This window comes from Sphingomonas desiccabilis (assembly GCF_004135605.1).
Taxonomy (GTDB): domain Bacteria; phylum Pseudomonadota; class Alphaproteobacteria; order Sphingomonadales; family Sphingomonadaceae; genus Sphingomonas; species Sphingomonas desiccabilis.
The window spans coordinates 900,367-922,963 of sequence record NZ_SDPT01000002.1 but is presented as its reverse complement, the minus strand read 5'-3'; the positions used below and the strand labels follow the sequence as shown (position 1 = coordinate 922,963).

General features: G+C 68.4%; 25 protein-coding genes and 1 tRNA gene. 13 read left to right on the top strand and 13 right to left on the bottom strand.

Annotated features, from left to right (window positions below; all coding sequences use genetic code 11):
* Positions 1–84: 84 nt before the first annotated feature.
* A complete protein-coding gene (locus EO081_RS12540) occupies positions 85–405 on the bottom strand; it encodes an FYDLN acid domain-containing protein (RefSeq protein ID WP_129342222.1) in 321 nt (106 codons plus the stop codon).
* Between the two features lie 208 nt (positions 406–613).
* Between EO081_RS12540 and EO081_RS12535 the strand changes: the two genes are divergently transcribed.
* The 6 genes from EO081_RS12535 to EO081_RS12510 all read left to right on the top strand — a co-directional run bounded on the left by EO081_RS12535 (position 614) and on the right by EO081_RS12510 (position 5,739).
* A complete protein-coding gene (locus EO081_RS12535) occupies positions 614–1,237 on the top strand; it encodes a (d)CMP kinase (protein WP_129342221.1) in 624 nt (207 codons plus the stop codon).
* A 250-nt stretch (positions 1,238–1,487) separates the two neighbouring features.
* Positions 1,488–3,197 (top strand): 30S ribosomal protein S1, encoded by a 1,710-nt coding sequence (rpsA, locus tag EO081_RS12530; RefSeq protein WP_129342220.1) that lies wholly within the window; start codon positions 1,488–1,490, stop codon positions 3,195–3,197.
* Between the two features lie 144 nt (positions 3,198–3,341).
* Positions 3,342–3,620, top strand: coding sequence for an integration host factor subunit beta (gene ihfB, locus EO081_RS12525; protein ID WP_129342219.1), 279 nt, complete (start codon positions 3,342–3,344; stop codon positions 3,618–3,620).
* 71 nt (positions 3,621–3,691) lie between these two features.
* Positions 3,692–3,777, top strand: a tRNA-Leu gene (locus EO081_RS12520).
* 43 nt (positions 3,778–3,820) lie between these two features.
* Entirely contained in the window at positions 3,821–5,299 is a 1,479-nt protein-coding gene (locus EO081_RS12515) for an ABC transporter substrate-binding protein (RefSeq protein WP_129342218.1), read from the top strand.
* 5 nt (positions 5,300–5,304) lie between these two features.
* Complete coding sequence (locus tag EO081_RS12510; protein ID WP_129342217.1) at positions 5,305–5,739, top strand: DUF4112 domain-containing protein; 435 nt, start codon at positions 5,305–5,307, stop codon at positions 5,737–5,739.
* 42 nt (positions 5,740–5,781) lie between these two features.
* Here the strand turns inward: EO081_RS12510 and EO081_RS12505 are convergent, their stop codons facing one another.
* The 4 genes from EO081_RS12505 to EO081_RS12490 form a co-directional block, all read right to left on the bottom strand.
* Positions 5,782–6,498 carry a ribonuclease T2 family protein gene (locus EO081_RS12505; protein WP_129342216.1) on the bottom strand — a complete coding sequence of 239 codons (717 nt, stop codon included), beginning with the start codon at positions 6,496–6,498 and terminating at the stop codon, positions 5,782–5,784.
* Positions 6,495–6,929, bottom strand: coding sequence for a hypothetical protein (locus tag EO081_RS12500; protein ID WP_129342215.1), 435 nt, complete (start codon positions 6,927–6,929; stop codon positions 6,495–6,497). The genes EO081_RS12505 and EO081_RS12500 overlap by 4 nt, the downstream gene beginning before the upstream one ends.
* Positions 6,930–6,990: 61 nt before the next feature.
* Positions 6,991–7,836, bottom strand: coding sequence for a carboxylating nicotinate-nucleotide diphosphorylase (gene nadC / locus EO081_RS12495; protein WP_129342214.1), 846 nt, complete (start codon positions 7,834–7,836; stop codon positions 6,991–6,993).
* 528 nt (positions 7,837–8,364) lie between these two features.
* Entirely contained in the window at positions 8,365–9,027 is a 663-nt protein-coding gene (locus EO081_RS12490) for a murein L,D-transpeptidase catalytic domain family protein (RefSeq protein WP_129342213.1), read from the bottom strand.
* Between the two features lie 290 nt (positions 9,028–9,317).
* Here EO081_RS12490 and EO081_RS12485 point away from each other — a divergent pair, with 290 nt between their 5' ends.
* Positions 9,318–9,950: a L,D-transpeptidase family protein gene (locus tag EO081_RS12485; RefSeq protein WP_129342212.1), complete on the top strand. Its 633-nt coding sequence runs from the start codon at positions 9,318–9,320 to the stop codon at positions 9,948–9,950.
* Positions 9,951–10,079: 129 nt separating this feature from the next.
* Here EO081_RS12485 and EO081_RS12480 read toward each other — a convergent pair whose 3' ends face one another.
* Positions 10,080–10,394, bottom strand: a complete 315-nt coding sequence (locus EO081_RS12480) for a YdeI/OmpD-associated family protein (protein ID WP_129342211.1) — start codon at positions 10,392–10,394, stop codon at positions 10,080–10,082.
* A gap of 304 nt (positions 10,395–10,698) precedes the next feature.
* Here EO081_RS12480 and EO081_RS12475 point away from each other — a divergent pair, with 304 nt between their 5' ends.
* Together EO081_RS12475 and EO081_RS12470 are read left to right on the top strand one after the other, a co-directional pair.
* Positions 10,699–11,043, top strand: coding sequence for a hypothetical protein (locus tag EO081_RS12475; protein ID WP_129342210.1), 345 nt, complete (start codon positions 10,699–10,701; stop codon positions 11,041–11,043).
* 163 nt (positions 11,044–11,206) lie between these two features.
* The gene (locus EO081_RS12470) at positions 11,207–11,605 is read left to right on the top strand and encodes a GFA family protein (protein ID WP_129342209.1); all 399 of its coding nucleotides are present in this window, start codon (positions 11,207–11,209) and stop codon (positions 11,603–11,605) included.
* Positions 11,606–11,615: 10 nt separating this feature from the next.
* On the opposite strand, the gene EO081_RS12465 is transcribed toward EO081_RS12470, so the two are convergent.
* From EO081_RS12465 to EO081_RS12450, 4 genes are all read right to left on the bottom strand, one after another.
* Positions 11,616–12,008 carry a barstar family protein gene (locus EO081_RS12465; RefSeq protein ID WP_129342208.1) on the bottom strand — a complete coding sequence of 131 codons (393 nt, stop codon included), beginning with the start codon at positions 12,006–12,008 and terminating at the stop codon, positions 11,616–11,618.
* Positions 12,005–12,439 carry a lysozyme inhibitor LprI family protein gene (locus EO081_RS12460; RefSeq protein WP_129342207.1) on the bottom strand — a complete coding sequence of 145 codons (435 nt, stop codon included), beginning with the start codon at positions 12,437–12,439 and terminating at the stop codon, positions 12,005–12,007. The genes EO081_RS12465 and EO081_RS12460 overlap by 4 nt, the downstream gene beginning before the upstream one ends.
* 66 nt (positions 12,440–12,505) lie before the next feature.
* Complete coding sequence (locus tag EO081_RS12455; protein WP_129342206.1) at positions 12,506–12,835, bottom strand: hypothetical protein; 330 nt, start codon at positions 12,833–12,835, stop codon at positions 12,506–12,508.
* Positions 12,836–12,927: 92 nt separating this feature from the next.
* Positions 12,928–14,628, bottom strand: a complete 1,701-nt coding sequence (locus tag EO081_RS12450; protein ID WP_129342205.1) for a DEAD/DEAH box helicase — start codon at positions 14,626–14,628, stop codon at positions 12,928–12,930.
* A 338-nt stretch (positions 14,629–14,966) separates the two neighbouring features.
* Between EO081_RS12450 and EO081_RS12445 the strand changes: the two genes are divergently transcribed.
* Entirely contained in the window at positions 14,967–16,664 is a 1,698-nt protein-coding gene (locus tag EO081_RS12445) for a transferrin-binding protein-like solute binding protein (RefSeq protein ID WP_129342204.1), read from the top strand.
* A complete protein-coding gene (locus tag EO081_RS12440) occupies positions 16,661–17,968 on the top strand; it encodes a surface lipoprotein assembly modifier (RefSeq protein WP_129342203.1) in 1,308 nt (435 codons plus the stop codon). The genes EO081_RS12445 and EO081_RS12440 overlap by 4 nt, the downstream gene beginning before the upstream one ends.
* Positions 17,969–18,089: 121 nt before the next feature.
* Here EO081_RS12440 and EO081_RS12435 read toward each other — a convergent pair whose 3' ends face one another.
* Both EO081_RS12435 and nadA read right to left on the bottom strand, forming a co-directional pair.
* Positions 18,090–18,923, bottom strand: coding sequence for a TIGR00266 family protein (locus EO081_RS12435; RefSeq protein ID WP_129342202.1), 834 nt, complete (start codon positions 18,921–18,923; stop codon positions 18,090–18,092).
* A 38-nt stretch (positions 18,924–18,961) separates the two neighbouring features.
* Positions 18,962–19,972, bottom strand: coding sequence for a quinolinate synthase NadA (gene nadA / locus EO081_RS12430; RefSeq protein ID WP_129342201.1), 1,011 nt, complete (start codon positions 19,970–19,972; stop codon positions 18,962–18,964).
* A 136-nt stretch (positions 19,973–20,108) separates the two neighbouring features.
* On the opposite strand from nadA, the gene EO081_RS12425 reads away from it, so the two are divergent.
* The gene (locus tag EO081_RS12425) at positions 20,109–21,671 is read left to right on the top strand and encodes a tetratricopeptide repeat protein (protein ID WP_240697652.1); all 1,563 of its coding nucleotides are present in this window, start codon (positions 20,109–20,111) and stop codon (positions 21,669–21,671) included.
* A 45-nt stretch (positions 21,672–21,716) separates the two neighbouring features.
* On the top strand, positions 21,717–22,121 hold the full coding sequence (locus tag EO081_RS12420; protein ID WP_240697651.1) for a Dabb family protein: 405 nt from the start codon (positions 21,717–21,719) through the stop codon (positions 22,119–22,121).
* Between the two features lie 19 nt (positions 22,122–22,140).
* Here EO081_RS12420 and EO081_RS12415 read toward each other — a convergent pair whose 3' ends face one another.
* Complete coding sequence (locus tag EO081_RS12415) at positions 22,141–22,563, bottom strand: VOC family protein (RefSeq protein ID WP_129342200.1); 423 nt, start codon at positions 22,561–22,563, stop codon at positions 22,141–22,143.
* Between the last annotated feature and the right edge of the window lie 34 nt (positions 22,564–22,597).

Here is a 22,597-nt window from a genome sequence, read left to right as displayed (position 1 = left end):
TCGGGCCTTTTGGGCTTGGCAAGCGCCTTTTCGGCGCTTGCCCAACCTTTTTTCAAATCGCCGGCTCAGCGTCCGGCGCGAGGATCAGTTTTCCTCGTCTTCGTCCTGGGTGTTGACGCCCAGATCGTCGTCGCCGCCGAGATCGACGTCGTCGTCGGCCGAGGGCTCATCCTCACCGTCGATGTCCAGATCCTCGTCGCCGAGATCGGAATCCTTGTCCGCCTCCTTCTCGCCGACGGGCTTGGCAGCTTCGAAGGGAAGCGGCTGCTTGGACTTCAGGATCGGCTCCGGATTCCAGGTCACGCCGCATTCGATGCAGGTGACGGGATCTTCCTTGCCAAGGTCATAGAAGCGCGTCGCGCATTTCGGGCACGTCCGCTTCGTGCCCCATTCCGGCTTCACCATGTGCCGCTCTTGCCTTTCGGTGTGGGATTTTGGGTATCGGGACTGGTGCCCGAGAAGTGGCGCGCGCCTTGCCATAGCGCAAGGGCGCTGTCAAAAACCGCCACCCCCAAGGCCTCGCGCGGCGGCTGATGCTTCGAGGCGAGGCAGATCTGCGGTCCGCCGCGCCCCGCCGCTTGACGACCGCTCCGGTTGCGGCAAGGGGTCGGCCATGATCATCGCAGTCGACGGACCCGCCGCATCGGGTAAGGGCACCATCGCCCGGGCGCTTTCCCGCCATTACAACCTCCCCCATCTCGACACCGGGCTGCTCTATCGCGCCGTCGCCGCGACCGTGCTTCGCGACAAGCTCACGCCCGAGCGGGAGGCCGATGCGATCGCCGCCTGTGGCTTTGAGGACCGGCTGCTGGAGGATCCGTGGCTGCGGAGCGACGAGGTCGGCCAGATCGCATCGGTGGTCTCCGCCCATGCGCTGGTGCGCGCCGCGCTGCTCCAACGCCAGCGGCGCTTTGCGGCCCAGCCGGGCGGGGCGGTCCTGGACGGCCGGGACATCGGGACGGTGATCGCGCCCGACGCCGACGCCAAGCTGTTCGTGAAGGCCACCCCCGCGATCCGGGCACGCCGCCGCCACCTGGAACTCCAGAAGCAGGGCTCGCCCGTCACCTACGACAAGGTTCTGGCCGACATCCGCGCGCGTGACGAGCGGGATGCCGGGCGTGCCAATGCGCCGATGATGATGGCCGCGGACGCAGCCCCGCTCGACACCAGCTTCCTGTCGATCGAGGCCGCCGTGCAGCGCGCGGTCGAACTGGTGGACGCACGCGTCACCGCCTGATCGGCGGCACCTCCCAAGCTTGCGAATTGCTTGCATCTGCGCTATGCGTACGGGGTTCGACGAGCGGTTGCTCGCGGGGCCGGCGCGGAGGTGATTCCTCACGCGCCCTTTTTCACATGCAGCGTGAAGGCCCTTGCAGCAGCTGTCCGACGAATGCCGCGACCGGCATCCGGCCGCCGCGGCGACACCGGTCAAAGACCGCCGGAACCAACCGGCCGGCCGGAAAAACGTACAGGAACCAGGAACTCTAATGGCCTCTTTGGCAAACCCGAGCCGCGACGATTTCGCGGCGATGCTTGACCAGACGCTGGGTCAGGCCGACAGCTTCGAAGGCCGCGTGGTCATCGGGACCGTCACCGGCATCGAGAACGACCTCGCCGTCATCGACGTGGGCCTGAAGTCGGAAGGCCGCGTGCCGCTGCGCGAGTTCGCAGCGCCGGGCCAGAAGGCGGACCTGAAGGTCGGCGACGAAGTCGAAGTCTATGTCGACCGCGTCGAGAACGCGAACGGCGAAGCGATGCTCAGCCGCGACCGCGCCCGCCGCGAAGCCGCCTGGGACAAGCTGGAAACCGAGTTCGCCAAGTCGGCCCGCGTCGAAGGCGTGATCTTCGGCCGCGTGAAGGGTGGCTTCACCGTCGACCTGTCGGGCGCCGTGGCGTTCCTGCCGGGCTCCCAGGTCGATATCCGTCCGGTCCGCGACGTGACCCCGCTGATGGACATCCCGCAGCCGTTCCAGATCCTGAAGATGGACCGCAAGCGCGGCAACATCGTCGTCTCGCGCCGCGCGGTGCTGGAAGAGACCCGCGCCGAGCAGCGTTCGGGCCTGATCCAGTCGCTGCACGAAGGTCAGGTGATCGACGGCGTCGTCAAGAACATCACCGATTACGGTGCGTTCGTGGACCTGGGCGGCATCGACGGCCTGCTGCACGTCACGGATCTCAGCTACAAGCGCGTCGGCCACCCGTCGGAGATGCTCAACATCGGCGACACGGTGCGCGTGCAGATCATCCGCATCAACCGCGACACGCAGCGCATCTCGCTCGGCATGAAGCAGCTTGAGAGCGATCCGTGGGATGGCGCTTCGGTCAAGTATCCGGTCGGCGCCAAGCTGGCGGGCCGCGTGACCAACATCACCGAATATGGTGCGTTCGTCGAGCTGGAGCCGGGCATCGAGGGCCTCGTCCACGTGTCCGAGATGAGCTGGACCAAGAAGAACGTCCACCCGGGCAAGATCGTGTCGACCAGCCAGGAGGTCGAGGTCATCGTCCTCGAGGTCGATCAGGAAAAGCGCCGCATCTCGCTCGGCCTCAAGCAGGCCCAGGCGAACCCGTGGGAGCGTTTCGCCGAGACCCACCCGGTCGGTTCGACCGTCGAGGGCGAAGTCAAGAACGCGACCGAGTTCGGCCTGTTCGTGGGCCTGGACGGCGACGTCGACGGCATGGTCCACATGTCGGACATCGCATGGGGCATTTCGGGCGAGGACGCGCTCAACCTGCACCGCAAGGGCGAGATGGTTCAGGCCGTCGTGCTCGCCGTGGAGCCGGACAAGGAGCGTATCTCGCTCGGCATGAAGCAGCTCGAGCGCGGTGCTCCGGCGGTGGGCGTGACCACCTCGGGCGACCGTCTCAACAAGGGTGCGATCATCACCGTCACCGTGCTTGAAGTCCGCGACGCGGGCCTCGAAGTGCAGGCCGGCGAAGATGGCGCCACCGGCTTCATCAAGCGCACGGACCTCGGCCGCGACCGCGACGAGCAGCGTCCGGAGCGCTTCCAGGTCGGCCAGAAGTTCGACGCGATGGTGTCGGGTTTCGACCGTTCGAAGAAGCCGACCTTCTCGGTCAAGGCGATGCAGATCGCCGAAGAGAAGCAGGCAGTTGCACAGTATGGCTCGTCCGACTCGGGGGCGTCGCTGGGCGACATCCTGGGCGAAGCCCTGAAGGCCCGCGGCGAAGGCCGCTAAGCATTGCGCCGCGGCGGGGAGTTGCTTCCCGCCGCGGCAAATGCGTTAACTTGTATTGCAGTTCGGCTCCTGTCGAACTAGCTGTTCGGTTCCCCTGCGTAACGACCGCTTCCGCCGATACCCGGCGGGTTGGATGAGGCCGACATGATCCGATCTGAACTCGTACAGCGCCTGGTCGCCGATAATCCCGGCCTGCCCGCGCGCGACGTGGAACGGATCGTCACGGTCTTCTTCGACAGCATCGTCGAGCAGTTGAAGGAAGACGGGCGCGTCGAGCTCCGCGGCTTCGGTGCTTTTTCCACCCGTGCACGCGATGCACGCACCGGTCGCAACCCGCGCACCGGCGAGACCGTCGAAGTGGATGCCAAGCGCGTCCCCTATTTCAAACCCGGCAAGGAAATGCGCGCGCGCCTGAACGTCTGACGTTCCATGGCGAGGGCTGGCGCAACGCCGCGCTTGACGCGGGAGCAGCCGTGCGGTTCCCGTGCCGCCATGCGGACGTGGCGAAACCGGTAGACGCAGCCGACTTAAAATCGGCTTCCGAACAGGAGTGCGGGTTCGAGTCCCGCCGTCCGCACCACCACCATGTGGCGCTCCGCGCCCGTCGATGGCAGGAAGGGATCATGGCGTCCCTTCCCTTCTCCCACGCCCGCTTCCCCCTACTAATCGCCGCGGCTGCGCTGGTGCTCGGCGGTTGCGACCGACGACCCGACGATTCGGCGGTGGCCGTCAGCGTCGTGGGCGGGACGGCTCGGGTGGCAGATCCATCGCGGATCGAGCTCTCCCCCGCCGAGCGCGTGCTGATGGGAGCGACGGCGCAGGGCCTCGTCCGCTTCGATGCCGCCGGGCAGGTTGAGCCCGCGCTTGCCGAGCGGTGGATCGTGATCGACGAGGGCCAGAGCTATATCTTTCGCCTGGGCGACGCGCGGTGGCCGGACGGCAACCGGGTGACCGCGAGCGAGGTCGTGGCGACGCTCAAGCGCGCCGTCCGCCCGGCGCACCACAAACCGTTGGCCGGCGCGCTGCGACTCGTCGACGAGATCATCGAGATGACGCCCGAGGTCGTCGAGATCCGCCTGCGCCGGCCCCAGCCGGAGTTCCTGAAGCTGCTGGCGCAGCCGGAGCTCGCCATCTTTCAGGGGCGCAAGCTGCGAGGCACCGGGCCCTTCGAGCTTGGCCAGCCGGTGCGGGGCGCGCAACAGCTACGGCCGATCCGCGGACTGGACGACGAGGACGCGGACACGCCGCCCAGCCCCGCCGAGATCGTCGAACTGCGCGGGGACAGCGCCGCGCGGGCAGTGCTGCGCTTCACCCGCGGGGACATCGACCTGGTGCTGGGCGGCGGGGTCGTCGACTGGCCATTGCTCGCGATCGCGCAGGTCGCGCCGGCGAGCATCCGGGTCGATCCGGCGGTGGGGCTGTTCGGACTGGCCGTGGCACGGCGGCACGGCTTCCTGGCCGAGACCGCCAACCGGGCCGCGCTGGCGGGCGCGCTCGACCGCAGCGCCATCGCGGCTGGGGTGCGCGAGGAGTGGGCGCCTGTGGCCGCGCTGCTCCCGGCGCAGCTCGACTCCGCCGCGGCCCCAGCCGCTTTTCCGTGGCCGGCCACGCCGACGGAGGACACCGTCTCGCAAGCGCGGGCACGGGTCGCGATCTGGGTGGCGGACCATCCGGACATGGCGCCGCTGCGAATCGCGCTGCCGGAGGGTTCCGGCGGGAACCTGCTGTGGGGCGGCATCGCCCGGTCGCTGCGCGCCATCGGCCTGCCCGTGGAGCGGGTCGCGATCGATGCCGCCGACGCCGACTTGCGCCTGGTCGACAAGGTCGCACCGCTCGATTCGGGGCGCTGGTACCTCGACAATGCGTGTGTCGCCTGCGACCCGATGATCCGGTCGATCATCGATGCCGCCGCCGATGCGCCCGATGCGGAGACGCGCGGGCGGCTGCTGGCGGACGGCGATGCGGCGCTGGCGGCGGACGCGAGCTTCGTGCCGCTCGCCCTGCCGCTGCGCTGGTCGCTGGTGTCGCCGCGGCTGCGCGCCTGGACGCCCAACCCGCGCGCGTGGCACCCGTTGAATCACCTGCGCGGCGACCCCAGCTAACAGCCATGAGCCGCACCTCCCGCATCCCGCCCGAAGCGTTCGATCGCCTGGCCGAAGTCGTGCCCTTGGGTCGTGACGCCGCTGCCGTCCGCAAGCGGCTGGTGGCGCTGGAGCGGCTGCTGGAGCGCAGCTTCGTGATCCCCGGCATCAACGTGCCGGTCGGCCTGGACCTGTTCTTCAACCTGCTGCCGGTGGGCGGCAGCTTCATCGGCGCGGCGATGGGCAGCTACATGGTCTGGGAAGCCCGAAACCTGGGCATGTCCAAGGTCCAGATGGCGCGCATGGCCGGCAACGTGGGCGTCGACTGGGCGCTGGGCCTGATCCCGGTGGTGGGCGCGGTGCCGGACCTGTTCTTCCGGTCCAACACCCGCAACCTCCGGATCATCAAGCGGCACCTGGACAAGCACCACCCCGGCACGGCGGTCGTCGACAACGTCTGACGGGCGAGCCGGCCGCCGCCGTGGCGACCGGCCCCTCCCTCCCTAGCGGTGCCCGCGCCAGATCCGGAGCGGGGCGTTGGCGGTGAGGCCGCCCTGGTGCGCCGGGCAGGCGCGGTAGCGCAGCCGCTTGTCGAGACACAGCCAGACCTCGTCCAGCCAGCCGTCCCGCGTCGCGGTGATCCGCATCATGTTGGCGGTGATGCCGGGGTTCGCGCGGGCGATCGCCTGCGCGAGCTGGCCCGCGGTGAGGCTGGGCCGGCGCGACAGCGCGTCCATGTCCGGGAAGCGAAGCCGCCCGTAGAGCGCGTTTGAGCGCGCGAAATAGGCGGCCGGCGTCACCCCCATGCAGCTGCCATGCTTGGCATATTCATGCTGGAGCAGCTGCACCGACGGCGTCGCGCACAGATGCTTGCGCACCACCGCCTGGGGCAGCAGCGCCACCGGCTTGCAATATTGCGGCCACGTCTTGCCCTCCCCGTCCGGCCAGAGGCCGTGCAGGGTGAAGCCGAAGCGGTTGCCCTGGCCGCACTGGAAGCGGTCGTCCCTCGCCCCCTTGCCGCGGCAATATTGCGGCGACCAGGTGAGCGCGAGCGTATAGCTGCCGATCGGGATCACCCGGCGCGGCTGCCTGGGCGTGGGCAGGTCGGCGTGCGGCCGCGGCAGGGCCGCCGGCACGCTGCACTGGGTGCTTTGTGCCAGGGCGGTGCCGGGAAGCGCGGCGGCGAGGAGCATCGCCGCCTTGTGCCAGAGACGGATCATTCGAACGGCGTTTCCGCAGGGCCGGTCGGCTGCCCCTTGAACCAGGCGACTGCGTCCGGCTTGAACAGCATGACGACGGCGGCGGCCTGAAGCGCGGTCGAGACGAGGCTGAGGATGCCGCTGACGCCGCCCGGATAGGCGCCGTTCAGGACGGTGAACACCAGCGAGAGCACGCCGATCACGAAGAAGATCACCACGATCCACTTGGCGACGGTGCTGCGCATGCGCGAGGTGAAGAACCACAGCAGCAGCGAGATGCCGAAGCCGATGATCACGCTGCCCAACATGACGGGCGTGGCGATGGCGGCTGTCGTGGCGTCCGCCTGCATGCGCTCCATGGTGGCGTTCCAGCCGATGGCCGTGCTGATGAGGCCGAGCGCCAGCGCACCCAGATAGAAGATGTCGAACCGCTGAATGGACTTGGGACGCATGGTGTTTCTCCCCCTGTAAACCGTGCCGAGCCTAGCCGACCCGCCCCTTGGAGCAAGCGATTTAGAGGGCGGTGAAGTCGAGCCCGATGTCGGCGGCGGGCGCCGACTGGGTGAGCCGGCCGACCGAGACATAGGTGACGCCGGTCGCAGCGATCGCGGCGATGGTGTCGAGCCGGACGCCGCCCGAGGCCTCGGTGGGCACGCGGCCGCCGACCTCCGCCACCGCCGCGCGCAGCGTCGGCGGGTCCATGTTGTCGAGGAGCAGGTGGGTGGCGCCGCCGGCGAGCGCGGGGGCGATCTGGTCGAGCCGGTCGACCTCCACGATGATCGAGGCGATGCCGGCCTCGGCCGCGCGGCGCGCCGCGGCCTCGACGCCACCCGCCACCGCGACATGGTTGTCCTTGATCATCGCCGAATCCCACAGCCCCATGCGGTGGTTGCTCGCGCCGCCCATGCGGGTGGCGTATTTCTCCACCCGACGCAGGCCCGGCAGCGTCTTGCGCGTATCGAGCAGCGTGGCGCCGGTCCCCCGGATCGCGTCGACATAGGTGGCGGTGAGCGTGGCGATGCCGGAGAGATGCTGGACGGTGTTGAGCGCCGAGCGCTCTGCGGTCAGCAGCGCGCGGGCGTTGCCGCGCAGGCGCAGCAGGTGCGAGCCGGCGGCCACGCGATCGCCGTCCTGCACCAGCGCCTCCATCTCCACCTGCGGGTCGAGCGCGCGGAAGAAGGCGTGCGCGATCGGGAGGCCGGCGACGGTGATCGCGTCGCGGCTGTCCATAACGCCGGCAAAGCGTGCGTCGGCGGGGATCACGGCGGCGGAGGTGATGTCACCCCCCTCGCCTAGATCCTCGGCCAGCGTCTCGCGGACGAAGCGATCCAGATCGAAACCTTCGAGCGACCAGTGCATGCGCGTTCTCCGCCGGACGTGAGGAAGGGCGCGCGGTAGCGTGCCCGGGAGAGCCGCCGCAAGGCGGAAAGTTCGTGCAAGAACGGCGGCCACGCTGGTGGGCGGGGGCTGCCGCACCGCCTGCTGCACTGCGGAAGGTTAGGCTAAGGTTAGGCCAAGAACGGCGGTTGCGGAGCGGAAGCGCGGTGCGTCCGGGTGGTACGTGCGGCAACGGGTTCCGGTCTTGGCCGCGGCGTGTTGGGCCGGGTCGCAACGGCCGCTGCGATGCAGCCGGTGCTCCTGCCAAGGCAGGAGCCCAGGGTTCCGGCCGATACCCGCCGTTGCGCTGCTGGCCGTAGGTTCCCGCCTGAGCGGGAACACGGTGGATACTTGGGCGGGTAGCCCTCGTCCGTGTGGCGCTGCGGTGGCGGCCAAGCGGGCCAAGACGGGGTTCGGTTGATTGGCCATGGCAGTCCCCCCTGGTGCGGGAGGGACTTTGCCGACTCTTGCGCGTGTAGGACAGCCCGGGCGCTGGGCCCGGGCGTGCCGTCAGACCTTGGCGGCGTAGAGCATGCGGCCGTTGCCGAGGTGGCCGAACACCTGCGCCAGCTCGCTTTCGCCGACGGCGAAGCAGCCCTGGCTGCGGCCGAGCTTGCCATGGGTGCGCAGCATCGAGGCGTTGGAATACCAGGCGCCGTGGATCACGATCGCGCGGTCGAGCGCATTGTCGTTGGTGGGATCGAGCCCGACCAGCCGCTGCGACTTGCCATGCTTGCCGACATAATAGTCGGAGGCGAGGAAGGCGCCCTCGCACGAGGCATTGGAGCCGTTGAGGTTGGAGAAGCGCTGCAGATAGCCGCTGTGCGCGGGATCCGAACCGCTGCCATGGGCGACCAGCAGCGTCGTGGTCTGGCCGCTCACCAGGTCGACGAGATGGAAGCGCGGCACCGACGAGGAGGCGGCGAAATCGGCGATGGCGATGCGATCGCGGTTGACGACGCGGCTGCCATGCGCCTGGAGCGCGGCGACCGCGCGGCGGAACAGCGCCGGACGCACCGCCCGGGGCGAGGTGAGCGGCGCGACCGGGGCCGCCGGCACGGCCGCTCGGACCGGCGAGGCGAAGGCGCCGGACGCGACCACGGCGCCCGCAACGGTGAGACCCGAGGTGAGGAATGCGCGACGCGAGGGCGCCGTTTCGACGATGTTTTGCACGTAGATGTCCTACCCTGAAGCCCGCTCTGGACACCGCTTCGCGCTGCCCGGCACCCTTTTAGCCAAGAAATCCAAACAGTTCCTGGTCGGCGACACGTTCTGCCGCAACCCTGCCGCGGCTCATCGCAGGACCGCGCGGCCCGTGCCGTCAGGAAGGTTCCGGGGGCGGCGCGGCAGATTCTTTCTGGCCTGTCAATGGCACAAAAAGGGCTTACCTACGTTTATGAAGATGTGAAGCGGATGGGCCGCACTTCTTCCCCATCCGCGTGATGATGACGTTGAGGTGCGTAATGAACATCCGCAATTGTCGCGCCTGGCTGGCGGCCGGGGCGCTCGCGCTTTGCCTGCCGGCTGCACCCGCTCTTGCGCAGGAAGCGATCGCGCAATTTGACATTGCGTCCAGCCAGGCGCTGAAGCCGGGCCAGTTTGTTTGGAAGGACGGTGGCGATACTTCGGAACCGGTGACGGTAAGCGTGAGCATTCCGTTGCAGCGGGCCTATGTCTTCCGCGGGAGCACGCTGATCGGCGTGTCGACGGTCTCTACCGGCAAGCCCGGTCATGAAACGCCCACGGGCGAGTTCGAGATCCTTCAGAAGAAGGTGATGCACAAATCCAACCTGTATAACGACGCACCCATGCCGTTCATGCAGCGCCTGACCTGGGACGGCATCGCGCTGCACGCGGGCGCCATCCCGGGCCGTCCGGCCTCGCACGGCTGCGTCCGGCTGCCGGCGGCCTTTGCCAAGAAGCTGTTCGCCGCGACCGAGATGGGTGCGCTGGTGTCGATCAACAACGATCCCTACGACCCGCTTTCCGCGCCGCCGCTGCCGGCCGAGAACTTCGAATCCTCCATGGCTGGCACGCTGACGGCATCGCAGGACGTGGTGCCGGGCCGCGGCATCCGTACCGCGACGGCTCCCTGAGCCGGGCGCTGGCGGACGCATCCGGCGCTTGACCCCTGCCGTTGAAGGAGCGGCCGGGTCTGCGCGCGGAAGGCGTCGGGTCGCGGCCGGGCGGCTCTCGCCAGCGCAGCGGGTTTGCGCATGGCCCGGTCAGCCGCCCCGTTTGCGGCGTCCATCGATCAGGACCGCCTGCTGCCACCGCCCTGGCGCCTTGTCGGTCCGGTGGGTGCACCCTGCCCAGCAACAAGGCCGTCTCTTGCCGGCCAGCACCTCTTCGCACATCCGCTGAAGGCGGCGTTGGCGCGTCGCTGCCTGCTTTGCGTCGATGACCCAGCAGATGAACTCGTTGCGGCCAAGGGGCGTCAGTTCCTGCCAGCGCGACGACAGGTCGGCGCTTGCTTGCACGGCGGCCTGAAGATCCTCGGGCACGTCGTGGACCGTGCCGTGCGGAAACGAGTCAGCCATGGGATCTCCAGACGTCCGGGGCCGGTATGGTGCCGGCCAGGCAGATATCGGCAGTTTTTTGCCGCGGGCGCAATCGGAACCCTGATGCTCCGGCTGCCTGGCGCAGGACTGCCCCGAAGGCGACGGGCGGTGCTTACACAGAAGTGTCACGCTCCCTGCCTAGCGCTTGCTTCTCCATCCATCCTTCCGGGGGGCAAGGACTTTGAAGCTTCACCACATCGCTGCGGCCGTCTTCATCCTCTCCGGGGTGCCTGCTGCGGCACAGGAGGCCAGCTTTTGTGAGCGGCTTGCGCCGCAACTCGGCATGGTCCCCATCGAGAAGGGGCGGCAGGGGCAGACCACGGGCGAATGGCGCGTCAACACGCTGGCGGGGCTGAAGACGGTGCTGTTCGGCGGCAGTACCCTGATCTCCTTCGGCATGCAGCCGGCTGGGGAGAGCGCCACGGTGGAGGACTATGCGCGCCTGCAGAAGGCCTGCGAACAGCAGAAGAAGAACTTTCTCTGTCGGATCGAAGGCCCGATGATCCTCACCGTATCCACCGGGAAGGGGAAGGCCGAAATCGAGGCCTTGCCCGGTGAGCGCGCCGAAGTGGAAATGAAGGGGACGACGATCCTCTGCCGGGATCCGCGCGCGATGAAGAACGCCTGAGTGCGGGCCAATTGGATTGCATTCGCGCAACGACGCGCGCTTCGCGCATTTGGCTGCCGATCGTGACGCTGGCAGGCGAAGCGCGAGCGGCGTAGCCTGCCCGGCGAGAACGGCGGCCGATCCTGTGGAAGCGCAGAGACGCCCCTGTTCCCGGGAGGCCGGGATGCGGGTTCGAGTGGCAAGCTGCCGGTGCGGACAATTGCGGGCGACCTGCACGGGCGAGCCGGTGCGGGTGTCGGTATGCCATTGCCTGGAGTGCCAGAAGCGCAGCGGCAGCGCCTTTGCCGTGCAGGCGCGGTGGCCGGACGCGCAGGTGGCACTCTCCGGGGAGTTCCGGACCTGGAGCCAGCAGGGCGACAGCGGCGCGGGGGCGAAATTTCGCTTCTGCCCCACCTGTGGTGCGACGTTGGTCTATGCGAGCGAGGGCATGCCGGGGCTGACGGCCGTTGCGGTGGGCGCCTTTGGCGATCCCGGCTTTCCGGCCCCGCATTATTCGGTGTGGGAAGACCGCAAGCACGCCTGGGTCACCGTGTGCGCGGACGGGATGGAGCACTTCGCCTAGCGCGGTGCGGCTAGGCGGCGACCAGTTCGATGTTGGGATGGCCCGCGAGGATGTGGAGGATGGTGTCGAAGTAGGTCGGCCCCTCGCCGCGTTCGACGGCGTCGAGCTGCCGGCCGATCCGGGCCACGTCGAAAAGGTCGGGCCGCTGGAGCTTTGCGCGCAGCTGTGCGGCGGTGGCCTCTGCGCCGAGCGCCGATCGGCTCGCCTCCAGGTCCTTCCAGACGAGCCGCACGGGTTCGCGGCCCGCGATCGCGCCATAGCCGCCGTGCAGCATGTCCTCGAACGCGTCGAGGCTTTCGCCCAGCGTCCAGTTCTCCCCGGCCATGAAGACGCGGTTCACCTCTGCGTAAAAGGAGGCGATGTCGCGGATGCGGGCGCCTTCGAGCGTAAGGGTCTTCGTCACGGGCGTGCCTCTCGCGCCTTGTCCGGGAGCACCGACGTCAGGTCCGGGCGCGGGAGGATCGGCGGGGTGCTGTCCATGTAGGTGAGCCAGTGGCTCCAGATCACATGCGTGCGCAGCTTCGTGAGGCGGGTGCGGCAGGTGATGCCCATCAGGGTGCGGATCGTGCCGCCGCTCCAGTTCTGGTACACGCTGCCGCACTCGGCGTCGCGATACCGGATCCAGGCGCGCTGGGCCTCGACCAGTTCCTTGGCGGTCTGCTCCTCCCCTTCGCTCCGCAGCCGGCGCATCGCCGCCTGGTAATAGCGGTTCAATTCGGCATCGGCCGCGGCGAGGTCAGCGGAGGCGCAGGCGTCGACCGACGGCGTGTCGACGCCGGGGCAGGATACGGGCTCCGCCGACTGGAGGAACAGGGCGAGCGCGAACAGGGGCATAGGGAGTCCTTGGAATTGCCGGTTGCAGCGATACCGTGCCGACCAGAAGACGGGATCAGCGTTGCGCTACATCAGCGGGCGGCGTTGCGGATCGAGGACGATCACCTCCTCGAAGCCGGCGGATTGCAAGCTGTAGATCGCGCCGCCGATGCAGCGATACGGGACGTCGTTCGTGTTCAGCAGGATGCGGGCGCTGCGTCCGGGCTTCGCTTCGGGACCGGCGGTGCCGAGCAGTTCCTGAGGGGTGACCGTGCGCCCGCCCACTTCGATGGTGCAGCCGGCGGCTGGCCCTCGAACGACGACGTCGAACGGCGCGGGCGCCGCCCTGCCCGTCGCGTATCCGGCCAGGGCGAGCGCGAGGGCTGCGATGATCGTGGAAGGGAGTGCCGGCTGCATGGGCGGACGATGCCGCCTCTCCGGCACTCCCGCAACACGCCCGTCGAGGCGCGGCGGCCACAAAAAAAGGGGGCCGGGGCCCCCTTTTCGGTTCAGCCGCGCGGGCCGCGTGGGCGGAACGGGCGGGCGTGGTGGCGCGGCTGGTTGGGGCCACCGCGCGGGGGGCGCGGACCGCCGGTGCTGCCCGGGGGCGGCGGACCGTCCATCGGCAGCACGCGGAAGTCGTCATCGCCCTCCCCCGCGGTGCGCTTGATCGCGGCCACGAAGCGGCTGGCGACGGCGCGCGGGATCTGGAACGCGGTCTCGTCCACGGCGATGCGGATCGCGCCGACTTCCCCCTTGGTGATGTGGCCGCGGCGGCAGAGCAGCGGCAGGAGCCAGCGCGGATCGGCGTTCTGGCGGCGGCCGATGTTCATGCGGAACCAGACGCTGTCCTCGAACCCGGCGCGCGGACCGTCTTCGCGCGGGCGGCGCTCGGCGGCGCCGCCGCCGACCAGTTCCTCGGGCGCGGGCAGCTTGGCGCGATAGGCGCGGACCAGCAGCGCGGCGATGTCGGCGGGCTCGCGGCCCTCCAGCAGCCGGGCGCCGAGTGCGCGATCCTCCTCGTCCAGCTCCACCTCTTCCGAGAGCTTGGTGAGCAGGCGCTCGCGATCGGCCTCGCGGATCGCCTCTGGCGTCGGCACCTCGACCCACTCGGCGTTGATCTTGGCTCCGCGCAGCATCATCTCGACGCGACGGCGGCGCTGGTACGGCACCACCAGCGCGGCGATGCCCTTCTTGCCCGCGCGACCGGTGCGGCCCGAACGGTGCTGAAGCGCCTCGGCATCGCGCGGCAGCTCGACGTGGATGACGAGGCTGAGCGAGGGCAGATCGATGCCGCGGGCGGCGACGTCGGTCGCGACGCAGACGCGGGCGCGGCGATCGCGCAGCGCCTGGAGCGCGTGGTTGCGCTCGTTCTGGCTGTGCTCGCCCGAGAGCGCCACGGCATCGAAGCCGCGCTCGACGAGACTCGCGTGGAGATGGCGCACCGCTTCGCGCGTGGCGCAGAACAGGAAGGCGGTGTCCGGCTCGTGGAAGCGCAGCAGGTTGACGACCGCATTCTCGATGTCGGGCGGGGCCACCGTCACGCACTGATAGGCGATGTCGCCATGGCCGCGATCGGCCGACAGCGTCTCGATGCGCAGCGCGTCGCGCTGGTAGCGCTTGGCAAGCGCCACGATCGGGCGCGGCATGGTCGCGGAGAACAGCAGCGTGCGGCGGCCGTCGGCAGTCGCGTCGAGGATCTGCTCGAGGTCCTCGCGGAAGCCCATGTCGAGCATCTCGTCGGCCTCGTCGAGCACCGCGACGCGGATCGCCGACAGGTCGAGCGCGCCGCGTTCGAGATGGTCGCGCAGGCGGCCCGGCGTGCCGACGACGATATGGGCGCCGTGGCTGAGATTGCGGCGCTCACGCGAGGGGTCCATGCCGCCGACGCAGGTGGCGATGCGCGCACCGGTCTGGCCATAGAGCCAGCCGAGCTCGCGCGCGACCTGCAGGGCGAGCTCGCGGGTGGGGGCGATGGCGATGGCGAGCGGGGCGCCGGCGGGGCCGATCGCGCCCTCCTCCCCCAGCAGCTGCGGGGCCATGGCGAGGCCAAAGGCGACGGTCTTGCCGGAGCCGGTCTGGGCGGAGACGATGAGGTCGCGCCCTTCGGCTTCGGGCTGGACGACGGCGGCCTGGACGGCCGTGGGCGCTTCATAGCCACGCGCAACAAGCGCCGCGGCGAGCGGTTCGGGAACTTTACCAAAGGGCATGGGGCGCAAATGGCCCTTTCCGTGCTGCGGCACAAGGGCTTACGGTTCCTGCCCGTCCCGGTGCGGGAGCGGCCCGTGCAAAGGCATGGGCCCGCGCGGTGGCGCCTGCGCGACGCTTCCTGGCAGGCAAATACTCGATCGGCGATTTGCCTAGTGCCCTGCCCGCGCGCGAACCGCCCCACGGCGAAGATAAATCCGGCGCAGCCTCAAAGACCGCAAATTGTCGAAGTCCTTTTATTTGCACGTTGACTGCGAGGACCTGCACGTTAGTCCGTAAGACCATTACAGCCGGCGCGGGGGCGCCGGGCAACGGGGGGACTATGCGGAGCTTTGCAACGTTGATCGCGTTTACCGCGATGATTCCGCTGGCGGGATGCGGGGGGAGCAGCGGCGGTCCGCAAAGCCCGGGCAATACATCGCCGGAACCGCCCCAAAAGCCGATCAACACTTCCCTGGCAGACCTGAAGTACAGTCAATCGTTCGTGAACGATGCCTCGACGGCGTCGACCACCCTGGATCTCACGACAAAAACCGCGATCTCAGCAAGCAGCAGCGGCAGCACGCTGACGATCCGCTACGATGCCGGGAGCCAAGGCTATACCGTCTCGGTGGACGGTCGCAGCCAGACGTTCACGCCGGCGGACATCTCGGCTGGATCTTCCGCTTCCGGAACTGAGACGCTGTATCAGAAGACCGATGGAACAAACCGAGACTATCTCACGCTGGTGAAGGTACCGTTCACCGGCAACGAGGCCACGCAATATGTCGGATTGGGCTTCTGGCAGCGCAACGTGGTGACCGATGCGCGCCAGGACACCCAGTACACCAGCTTCACCTATGGCCTGCCCACCGGGGCCGCAGCGATGCCACGCAGCGGCACTGCCGCGTTTCGCATCGACACGTTCGGCCTTGTTTCCAAACCCGGGCAGGAGCCGCTTGCCTTTCAGGGGCAGGGAATGTTCAGCGTCGATTTCGGAGCAGGCGTCTTTTCGGCAGAGACCAGCAACACCGAAACCAGTCTCGTCAGCGGCAGCGGGATCGTGGGCGGCGGCATCGACCTGATCGCAGCCGGTCACCTGACCTCCGGCAACCAGTTTTCCGGCAACGCCCTGTACGAGGGACAATATGGCAGCGTCGGCGGCACGCTGGACGGCCGCTTCTACGGACCGACGGCACAGGAACTGGGTGCCAGCTTCAACGCCAATGGCGCGGATGGCTACACCGTGGCCGGATCGTTCACGGGACAACGTGACGCCAGTGCCACGCCGGCAAACCTGACGCTGACCAACATGACCCAGTCTCAACTCTTCTATACGCAGTTCACCTACAATATGGTCGGCCAGCTCAACTGGCAGAATGCCGAGACCTTCACCTATGTGCCGCCGTCGTCGGATCTGTACGGAGGCCAGTTCACTGTCGCCGACAAGGTGGTCAGCAACGACCCGAACTTCACCATCTATCGCAAGACCTTCAGCAATTCCTACGACAGCCAGGAAGCAACGCTTCAACTCTACAAGCCTGGAGCGGGAAACAGTGAGCTGGCGCTGACCTACGCGAGTTTCGGTCATTGGTCGACGAACGTGAGGTTCGGCACGGGCACGCAGCCTGTCGATGACTATTTCGCATACGGGCTCACGACTCCCGCGAAGCTCCTGTCGGGGAAGACGGGAACGGGCCGTTATGCCGGTGTTCTGTACGGCACCGCAACCACGGCCACGGGGCGCTTCGACGTGAAGGGTTCGTCGCGTTTCAACGTGGACTTCGGGAAGCAGAGCTACTCGGGTGCGCTGGCAATGGCGGGGACTCCAGCGGGCGCCGGCAAGGTGGATTTCGGAAGCTTCGACTTCGCGGGAACGCTCGGCTACTCGGCAGCCGCCGACATCACACGAGACGGTCAGGTCGTCGGCCAGATCCGCCCGCAATTCTATGGTCCTGATGGCGAAGAGATTGCCGCACCCTTCTCGCTGCAGAGCCCGGAGAATAGCGCAGCCGGCTATGCCGCCATCACAGGCGCGACGGTAGCCAAGCGACAATGATCGCCAGCCTGGCGCTGGCGCTTCTCGCGCCAGCGGCGGCGCAGGAGGGAACCGCATCGACGCGACTGGAAGACGTGTCGCCGATCCAGATGTTCGAGCTTGCCGGTCGCGCACGCGCGGCAGGCCGGATCGACGACGCGGCTGCCTTCTACGATGCCCTGACGCGAGATCCGAACAGCGACGTGCGTGCGGAAGCGCGGTTCCGCAAAGGCATGATGCTGGCAGACCTGCGCCGGTATCGCGAGGCAGCGCTTGCCTTCCGAAGCTTGCTCGACGAGCAACCCACCGCGGCACGCGCGCGGCTGGAGCTTGCGCGCATGCTTGCGGCGCTTGGCGACGAGCGCGCCGCTCGCCGGGAACTGCGGCAGGCACAGGCAACCGGCTTGCCGGAGTCGGTCGCCGCGTCGGTCGGCCAGTTCGATCAGATCCTGCGTTCCCGCAAGCAGTTCGGCGGCTCGCTGGAAGTGGCGCTGGCCCCGGATTCCAATGTCAATCGCGCGACTCAGGTGCGCACGCTGGATACCATCATCGCACCGCTGACGCTGTCGGAGGATGCGCGAGCCCAGTCGGGACTGGGTCTGCATGTTGCCGGCCAGGGGTACGCACGTGTCGAGCTGTCGGAAGGTCTTGCGCTCACACCCCGCGTATCGGCTCTCGCGAACCTGTACCGTGCTTCGCGTTTCGACGACGTTTCCGGCACTGCGTTGATCGGCCTCCAATGGCAGCGCCGGGAGGATCGCCTCAGCCCGTCGGTCGGCCGGACCTGGCGCTGGTACGGCAATGCGCTTTACGCTCACACCGACACGCTGTCGCTCGACTGGCTGCATGTGCTTGGACGTCGTTCGCAGCTGATCGTCAGTGGCAGCGCAAGCAAGGCGACCTATCGAACCAACGACCTGCAGGACGGCTTCATCGGCGATCTGAACGTTTCCGTCGAGCGGGCGCTCTCTGCAAAGGCGGGCGGCAGCATCAGCGTCTCCTTCACGCGGCAGACTGCGCGCGACGAGGGATATGCCACCACGGCCGGCGGGGTTTCGGCACTCGGGTGGCGTGAATTTGGGCGCACAACCTTGTTCGTCGCAGGCGGCGTGCGTCGCACCGAGGGCGACGCCGCGCTTTTCCTGTTCGGCGATCGGCGACGGGAATGGTTGCTGACGGTGCGCGGGGGAGCGACCTTCCGGCACGTGAAGATCGGCGCCTTCTCCCCGTATGTGCGAGTGAGCTACGAGCGTAATGACTCCAGCCTGCAGCTGTACGAGTACACACGTGCGAGCAGTGAGGTCGGCCTGACCCGCGCGTTCTGAGGAACTCAACCGTCGTCGTCGGCTCGCTCGTCCGGCCTGCAGCTCGCCGCGCCACCCCCGGGCCAGGGGGTGGTTCCACGACACCGCTGCGCGTGCGGGCGCTGGCTCTGCGCCCCCGCCCCTAGTTGTTGCCGCCGACGAAGTCGCCGAGGCCGCCCAGGATCGAGCCTTCGCCGCGGTTCTGGCCGCCGCGGCTGCCGGCGGCCGCCAGCATCCGGCCGGCCAGGCGCGAGAAGGGCAGCGACTGGATCCAGACCTTGCCGGGGCCGCGCAACCGGGCGAAGAACAGGCCCTCGCCGCCGAACAGCACGCTCTTCACGCCGCCCGCCGTGACCAGGTCGAAGTCCACCGTGTCGGTCATCGCCGCCAAGCAGCCGGTGTCGACGTGGAGTTCCTCGCCCGGCGCCAGCGTGCGTTCGACCACGGTGCCGCCCATCTGGACGAAGACCCAGCCGTCGCCTTCCAGCTTCTGCATGATGAAGCCCTCGCCGCCGAACAGGCCGGTGAGCACACGCTTCTGGAAGTGGATGCCGATCGACACGCCCTTTGCCGCGGCGAGGAAGCTGTCCTTCTGGCAGATCAGCCGCCCGCCAAGGTCCCCCAGCCGCAGCGGCAGGATCGCGCCGGGCGTGGGCGAGGCAAAGGCGACCCGCGCCTTGCCACGGCCCTGGTGGGTGAAGACGGTGGTGAACAGGCTCTCGCCCGTCACCAGCCGGCGGCCCGCGCCGAGCAGCTTGCCCATGAAGCCCGCATCCTGGCCGCTGCCGTCGCCGAACACCGTGGCCATCGACACGGCCGCATCCTTCCACACCAGCGCCCCGGCCTCCGCCACCGCGCTCTCGCCGGGATCGAGCTCGATCTCCAGGAACTGGAGCTCCTGCCCCTTGATCTCGAAATCGATGTCGTCGGCGATGCCGGCGCGCCGGTGGTGCTGCCAGGGGCTCGGATGCTGCATGGGAACGTCCTCTCGGGGGGGGGTTCGGGCGTGGACCGTCAGTCTCCGGTGACGCGCACCGGGCCGAGGTCGCCCATGCCGACGGTGCCGCTGGCCATGCCCAGCATGCGATCGAGCGAGACCTTGGCCTTGAGGCGCAGGCTCTCCTCGATCTCGATGCGCGGCTCCAGGTCGCGCAGCGCCAGGTAGAGCTTCTCGATCGTGTTGAGCGCCATGTAGGGGCAGATGTTGCAGTTGCAGTTGCCGTCGGCCCCGGGCGCGCCGATGAAGCGCTTCTCCGGCATCGCCTTTTCCATCTGGTGGATGATGTGCGGCTCGGTCGCGACGATCAGCGTGTCGCCGGGCACCGTCTGCGCATATTCGAGGATGCCGCGGGTGGAGCCGACGTAATCGGCGTGGTCGAGGATGACGGCGGGGCATTCCGGGTGCGCCGCGACGGGCGCGCCGGGATGCTCGGCCTTGAGCTTCAGCAGTTCGGTTTCCGAGAACGCCTCGTGCACGATGCACACGCCCGGCCACAGCAGCAGGTCGCGGCCGGTCTTGCGCGCGAGATAGCCGCCCAGGTTTCGATCCGGGCCGAAGAGGATCTTCTGGCTGGGCGGGATCTGGCTGAGAATCTTTTCCGCCGAGGACGAGGTGACGATGATGTCGCTGAGCGCCTTCACCTCCGTCGAGCAGTTGATGTAGGTCAGCGCGATGTGATCCGGGTGCTGCGCGCGGAAGGCGGCGAACTGCTCGGGCGGGCAGCTGTCCTCCAGGCTGCAGCCGGCGGCCATGTCGGGGAGCACGACGATCTTCTCGGGGCTGAGGATCTTGGCGGTCTCGGCCATGAAGCGCACGCCGCAAAAGGCGATGACCTCGGCATCGGTGGCCGCGGCCTTGCGCGACAGGTCGAGGCTGTCGCCGACGAAATCGGCGAGATCCTGGATCTCCGGCTTCTGGTAATAATGCGCGAGGATGACGGCGTTGCGCTCCTTGCGCAGCCGGTCGATCTCTCCCAGCAGGTCGACGCCGGCCAGAGTGCCGCCGATGCCGTTGCGTGCGTCCATTCCAACTTCCCCCGCGTGCCCATGGAACGGGCCACAAAGCGCCCACATGGCCATTCGCGTCCGGTGCGGCAAGATGGCTGACACGCGCGACCGCGCCCGATAGGCTGCGCGTGAGGGACAAGGGGGAGAGGACGAGATGCGTCGGTCGATACGGCTTGCGTCGATGATCCTGGGGCTGGCGCTGACGACGGCGGTCCCGGCCAGGGCCGAGTGGTACCAGGCGACGTCGAAGCACTTCATCGTCTTTGCCGAGGGGAACGCGAACTCGGCGAAGGAGCGGGCCGAGGAGCTGGAGCTGTTCGACAGCGTCTTCCGCTATTTCCAGAACGTGGCGGCACGCCCGGAGGACGAGTCGAACAAGGTGACGCTCTATGTCGTGCCGAACGACAGTGCGGTGCGGCGCCTGTACGGTTCGAACAGCGCCAACGTCGCCGGCTTCTACGACGGGCGGGCGAGCGGCTCGGTCGCCTTCACCCCCCAGCGCGGGCTGGGTGGCGACGGATCGGATCGCGAGCAGGCGCGGATCGTGCTGTTCCATGAATATGCCCATCACCTGCTGCTCGGCAATTTCGCCGCCGCCTATCCGGCCTGGTTCTCCGAGGGCTATGCGGAGTTCCTGTCGACGGTGTCGTTCGACAAGGAGACGGCTTGGATCGGCAAGCCCGCGCAGCACCGCGCCTATTCGCTGCTGTACGGCGATCCGCTTCCCGCCTCGGCGCTTCTGTCCGTGAACATGAGCACGATCCGCCGGGATCAGATGGAAGGGCTGTACGCGCGCGGCTGGCTGCTCACCCACTATCTCACCGTCGCGGCGCCGCCCGAACGGCAAGCGCAGTTCTCCAAATACCTGACGGCGGTGAACCAGGGGAAGCCGAGCGTCGAGGCTGCGCGCGAGGCATTCGGCGATCTGAAGCAGCTGGACAAGGAGCTGAACGCGCGGCTGAAGGGGCGGACCTTCCCCGCGCTGCGGTTCGGGCTGGACAAGCTGCCGAAGCCGGTGGTGCAGGTGCGGCCGTTGACCGCCGGCGAGAGGGCGATGATCGGCCTGCGCATGCGGTCCGACCGCGGGGTCAATGCCAAGACCGCGCAGCCGATCCTGGAAGACGCGATCCCGATCGGCGCGCGCTATCCCGACGACCCGGTGGTCCAGGGCTGGCTTGCCGAGATGGCCTTGGACGCGGGCCGCTATGACCTGGCCGAAGCGGCGGCCGACCGCGCGCTGGAAATCGATCCGAACTCCTCCCAGGCACTCGTCTACAAGGCGCAGATCCTCCTCAACCGGGCGCGAGAGGCGAAGACGAGCGACCCGGCCGCGTGGAAGGAGGCGCGCAGCTGGCTGCTGAAGGCGAACAAGATCGACCCCAACGACGCCTATACGCTGCTGCTCTTCTACTCGAGCTTCGGCATGGCGGGCGCGCAGCCCACCGCCAATGCGAAGGAGGCGCTCGCCCGCGCGCACGAGCTGGTGCCACAGGACGACGGGCTGCGCTTCGCCTATGCGCACCAGTCGCTGATCGACGAGCGGATCGAGGATGCGAGGCGCGCGCTGCGGCCCCTCGCCTATTCGGCGCACGCCGCCTCGGACAACGGGGCAGCGTGGCTGCTGGCACAGCTGGACGCGAAGAAGTCCGGCAAGGAGGTGCTGGCGGCGATGGAGGCCGAGGCCGCGAAGGCGGCAGCGGCTGCGGATGCGGACTGAAGCGCCGCCTGCGACCCCGCAGGCGCGGCAGGGATGGAGACAGGGATGATCGTGAATCGTCGAGGCTGGATGGGACTCATGGCGGCGTTGGGGCTGCCGGTGCTCGGGGCCCGGGCCGCAGCCGGGGCGGCGCCGCGCAAGGGCCAGATGGTCCACCACGTCTTCTTCTGGCTGAAGGAGCCGGCGCGCGCGGGCGACCGGGAGAAGCTGATCGCCGGCCTCAAGACGCTGCGCGCGATCCCCGAGATCCGGGAGCTGCGGGTGGGCGTCCCCGCCCCTACCGAGCAGCGATCGGTGGTGGACAGCAGCTACCATGTGTCCGAGCTGATGGTGTTCGATACGGTCGCGGACCAGGCTCGCTACCAGGACCACCCGATCCACCAGCGCTTCGTGGAGACGTGCGGCGACCTGTGGGCGCGGGTCGTGGTCTACGACAGCATCGACGTGTGAGCCCGAGTCCGCGGCGGGTTCAGGCCGCGAAGGTGACGAAACCGTTCTCGTCGATGGTCCAGGCCGGGTTCCACGCGATTTCCCAGGCGTGCCCGTCCGGATCGGCGACATAGCCGCGATAGCCGCCGTGCGGCGGGGCATCCGCCGGGCGGAGGATGTTTCCGCCCGCCGCGACCAGTTGCTCCATGAGGGGCTCAACGTCCGTCTGGGCCGGCACGTTATGCGCCAGCGAGAAGGCGCCGCCGGGGGCGGAGCCGAACCGGTTCATGTCGCGTTCCAGCGCCGCGCGATTGAAGGTGCCGAGGACCAGCCCGTTCATCTGGTAGAAGACGATCTCCGCATTTTCGAACACGGGCGTCCAGCCGAAGCCATGCATGTAGAAGCGCCGGGATCGGTGCAGGTCCGTGACGCCGAGCGTGATGACCGAAATCTGCTGCTGCACGTGCGCGCTCCTCCATCGGTTTCCGCGCCATGGT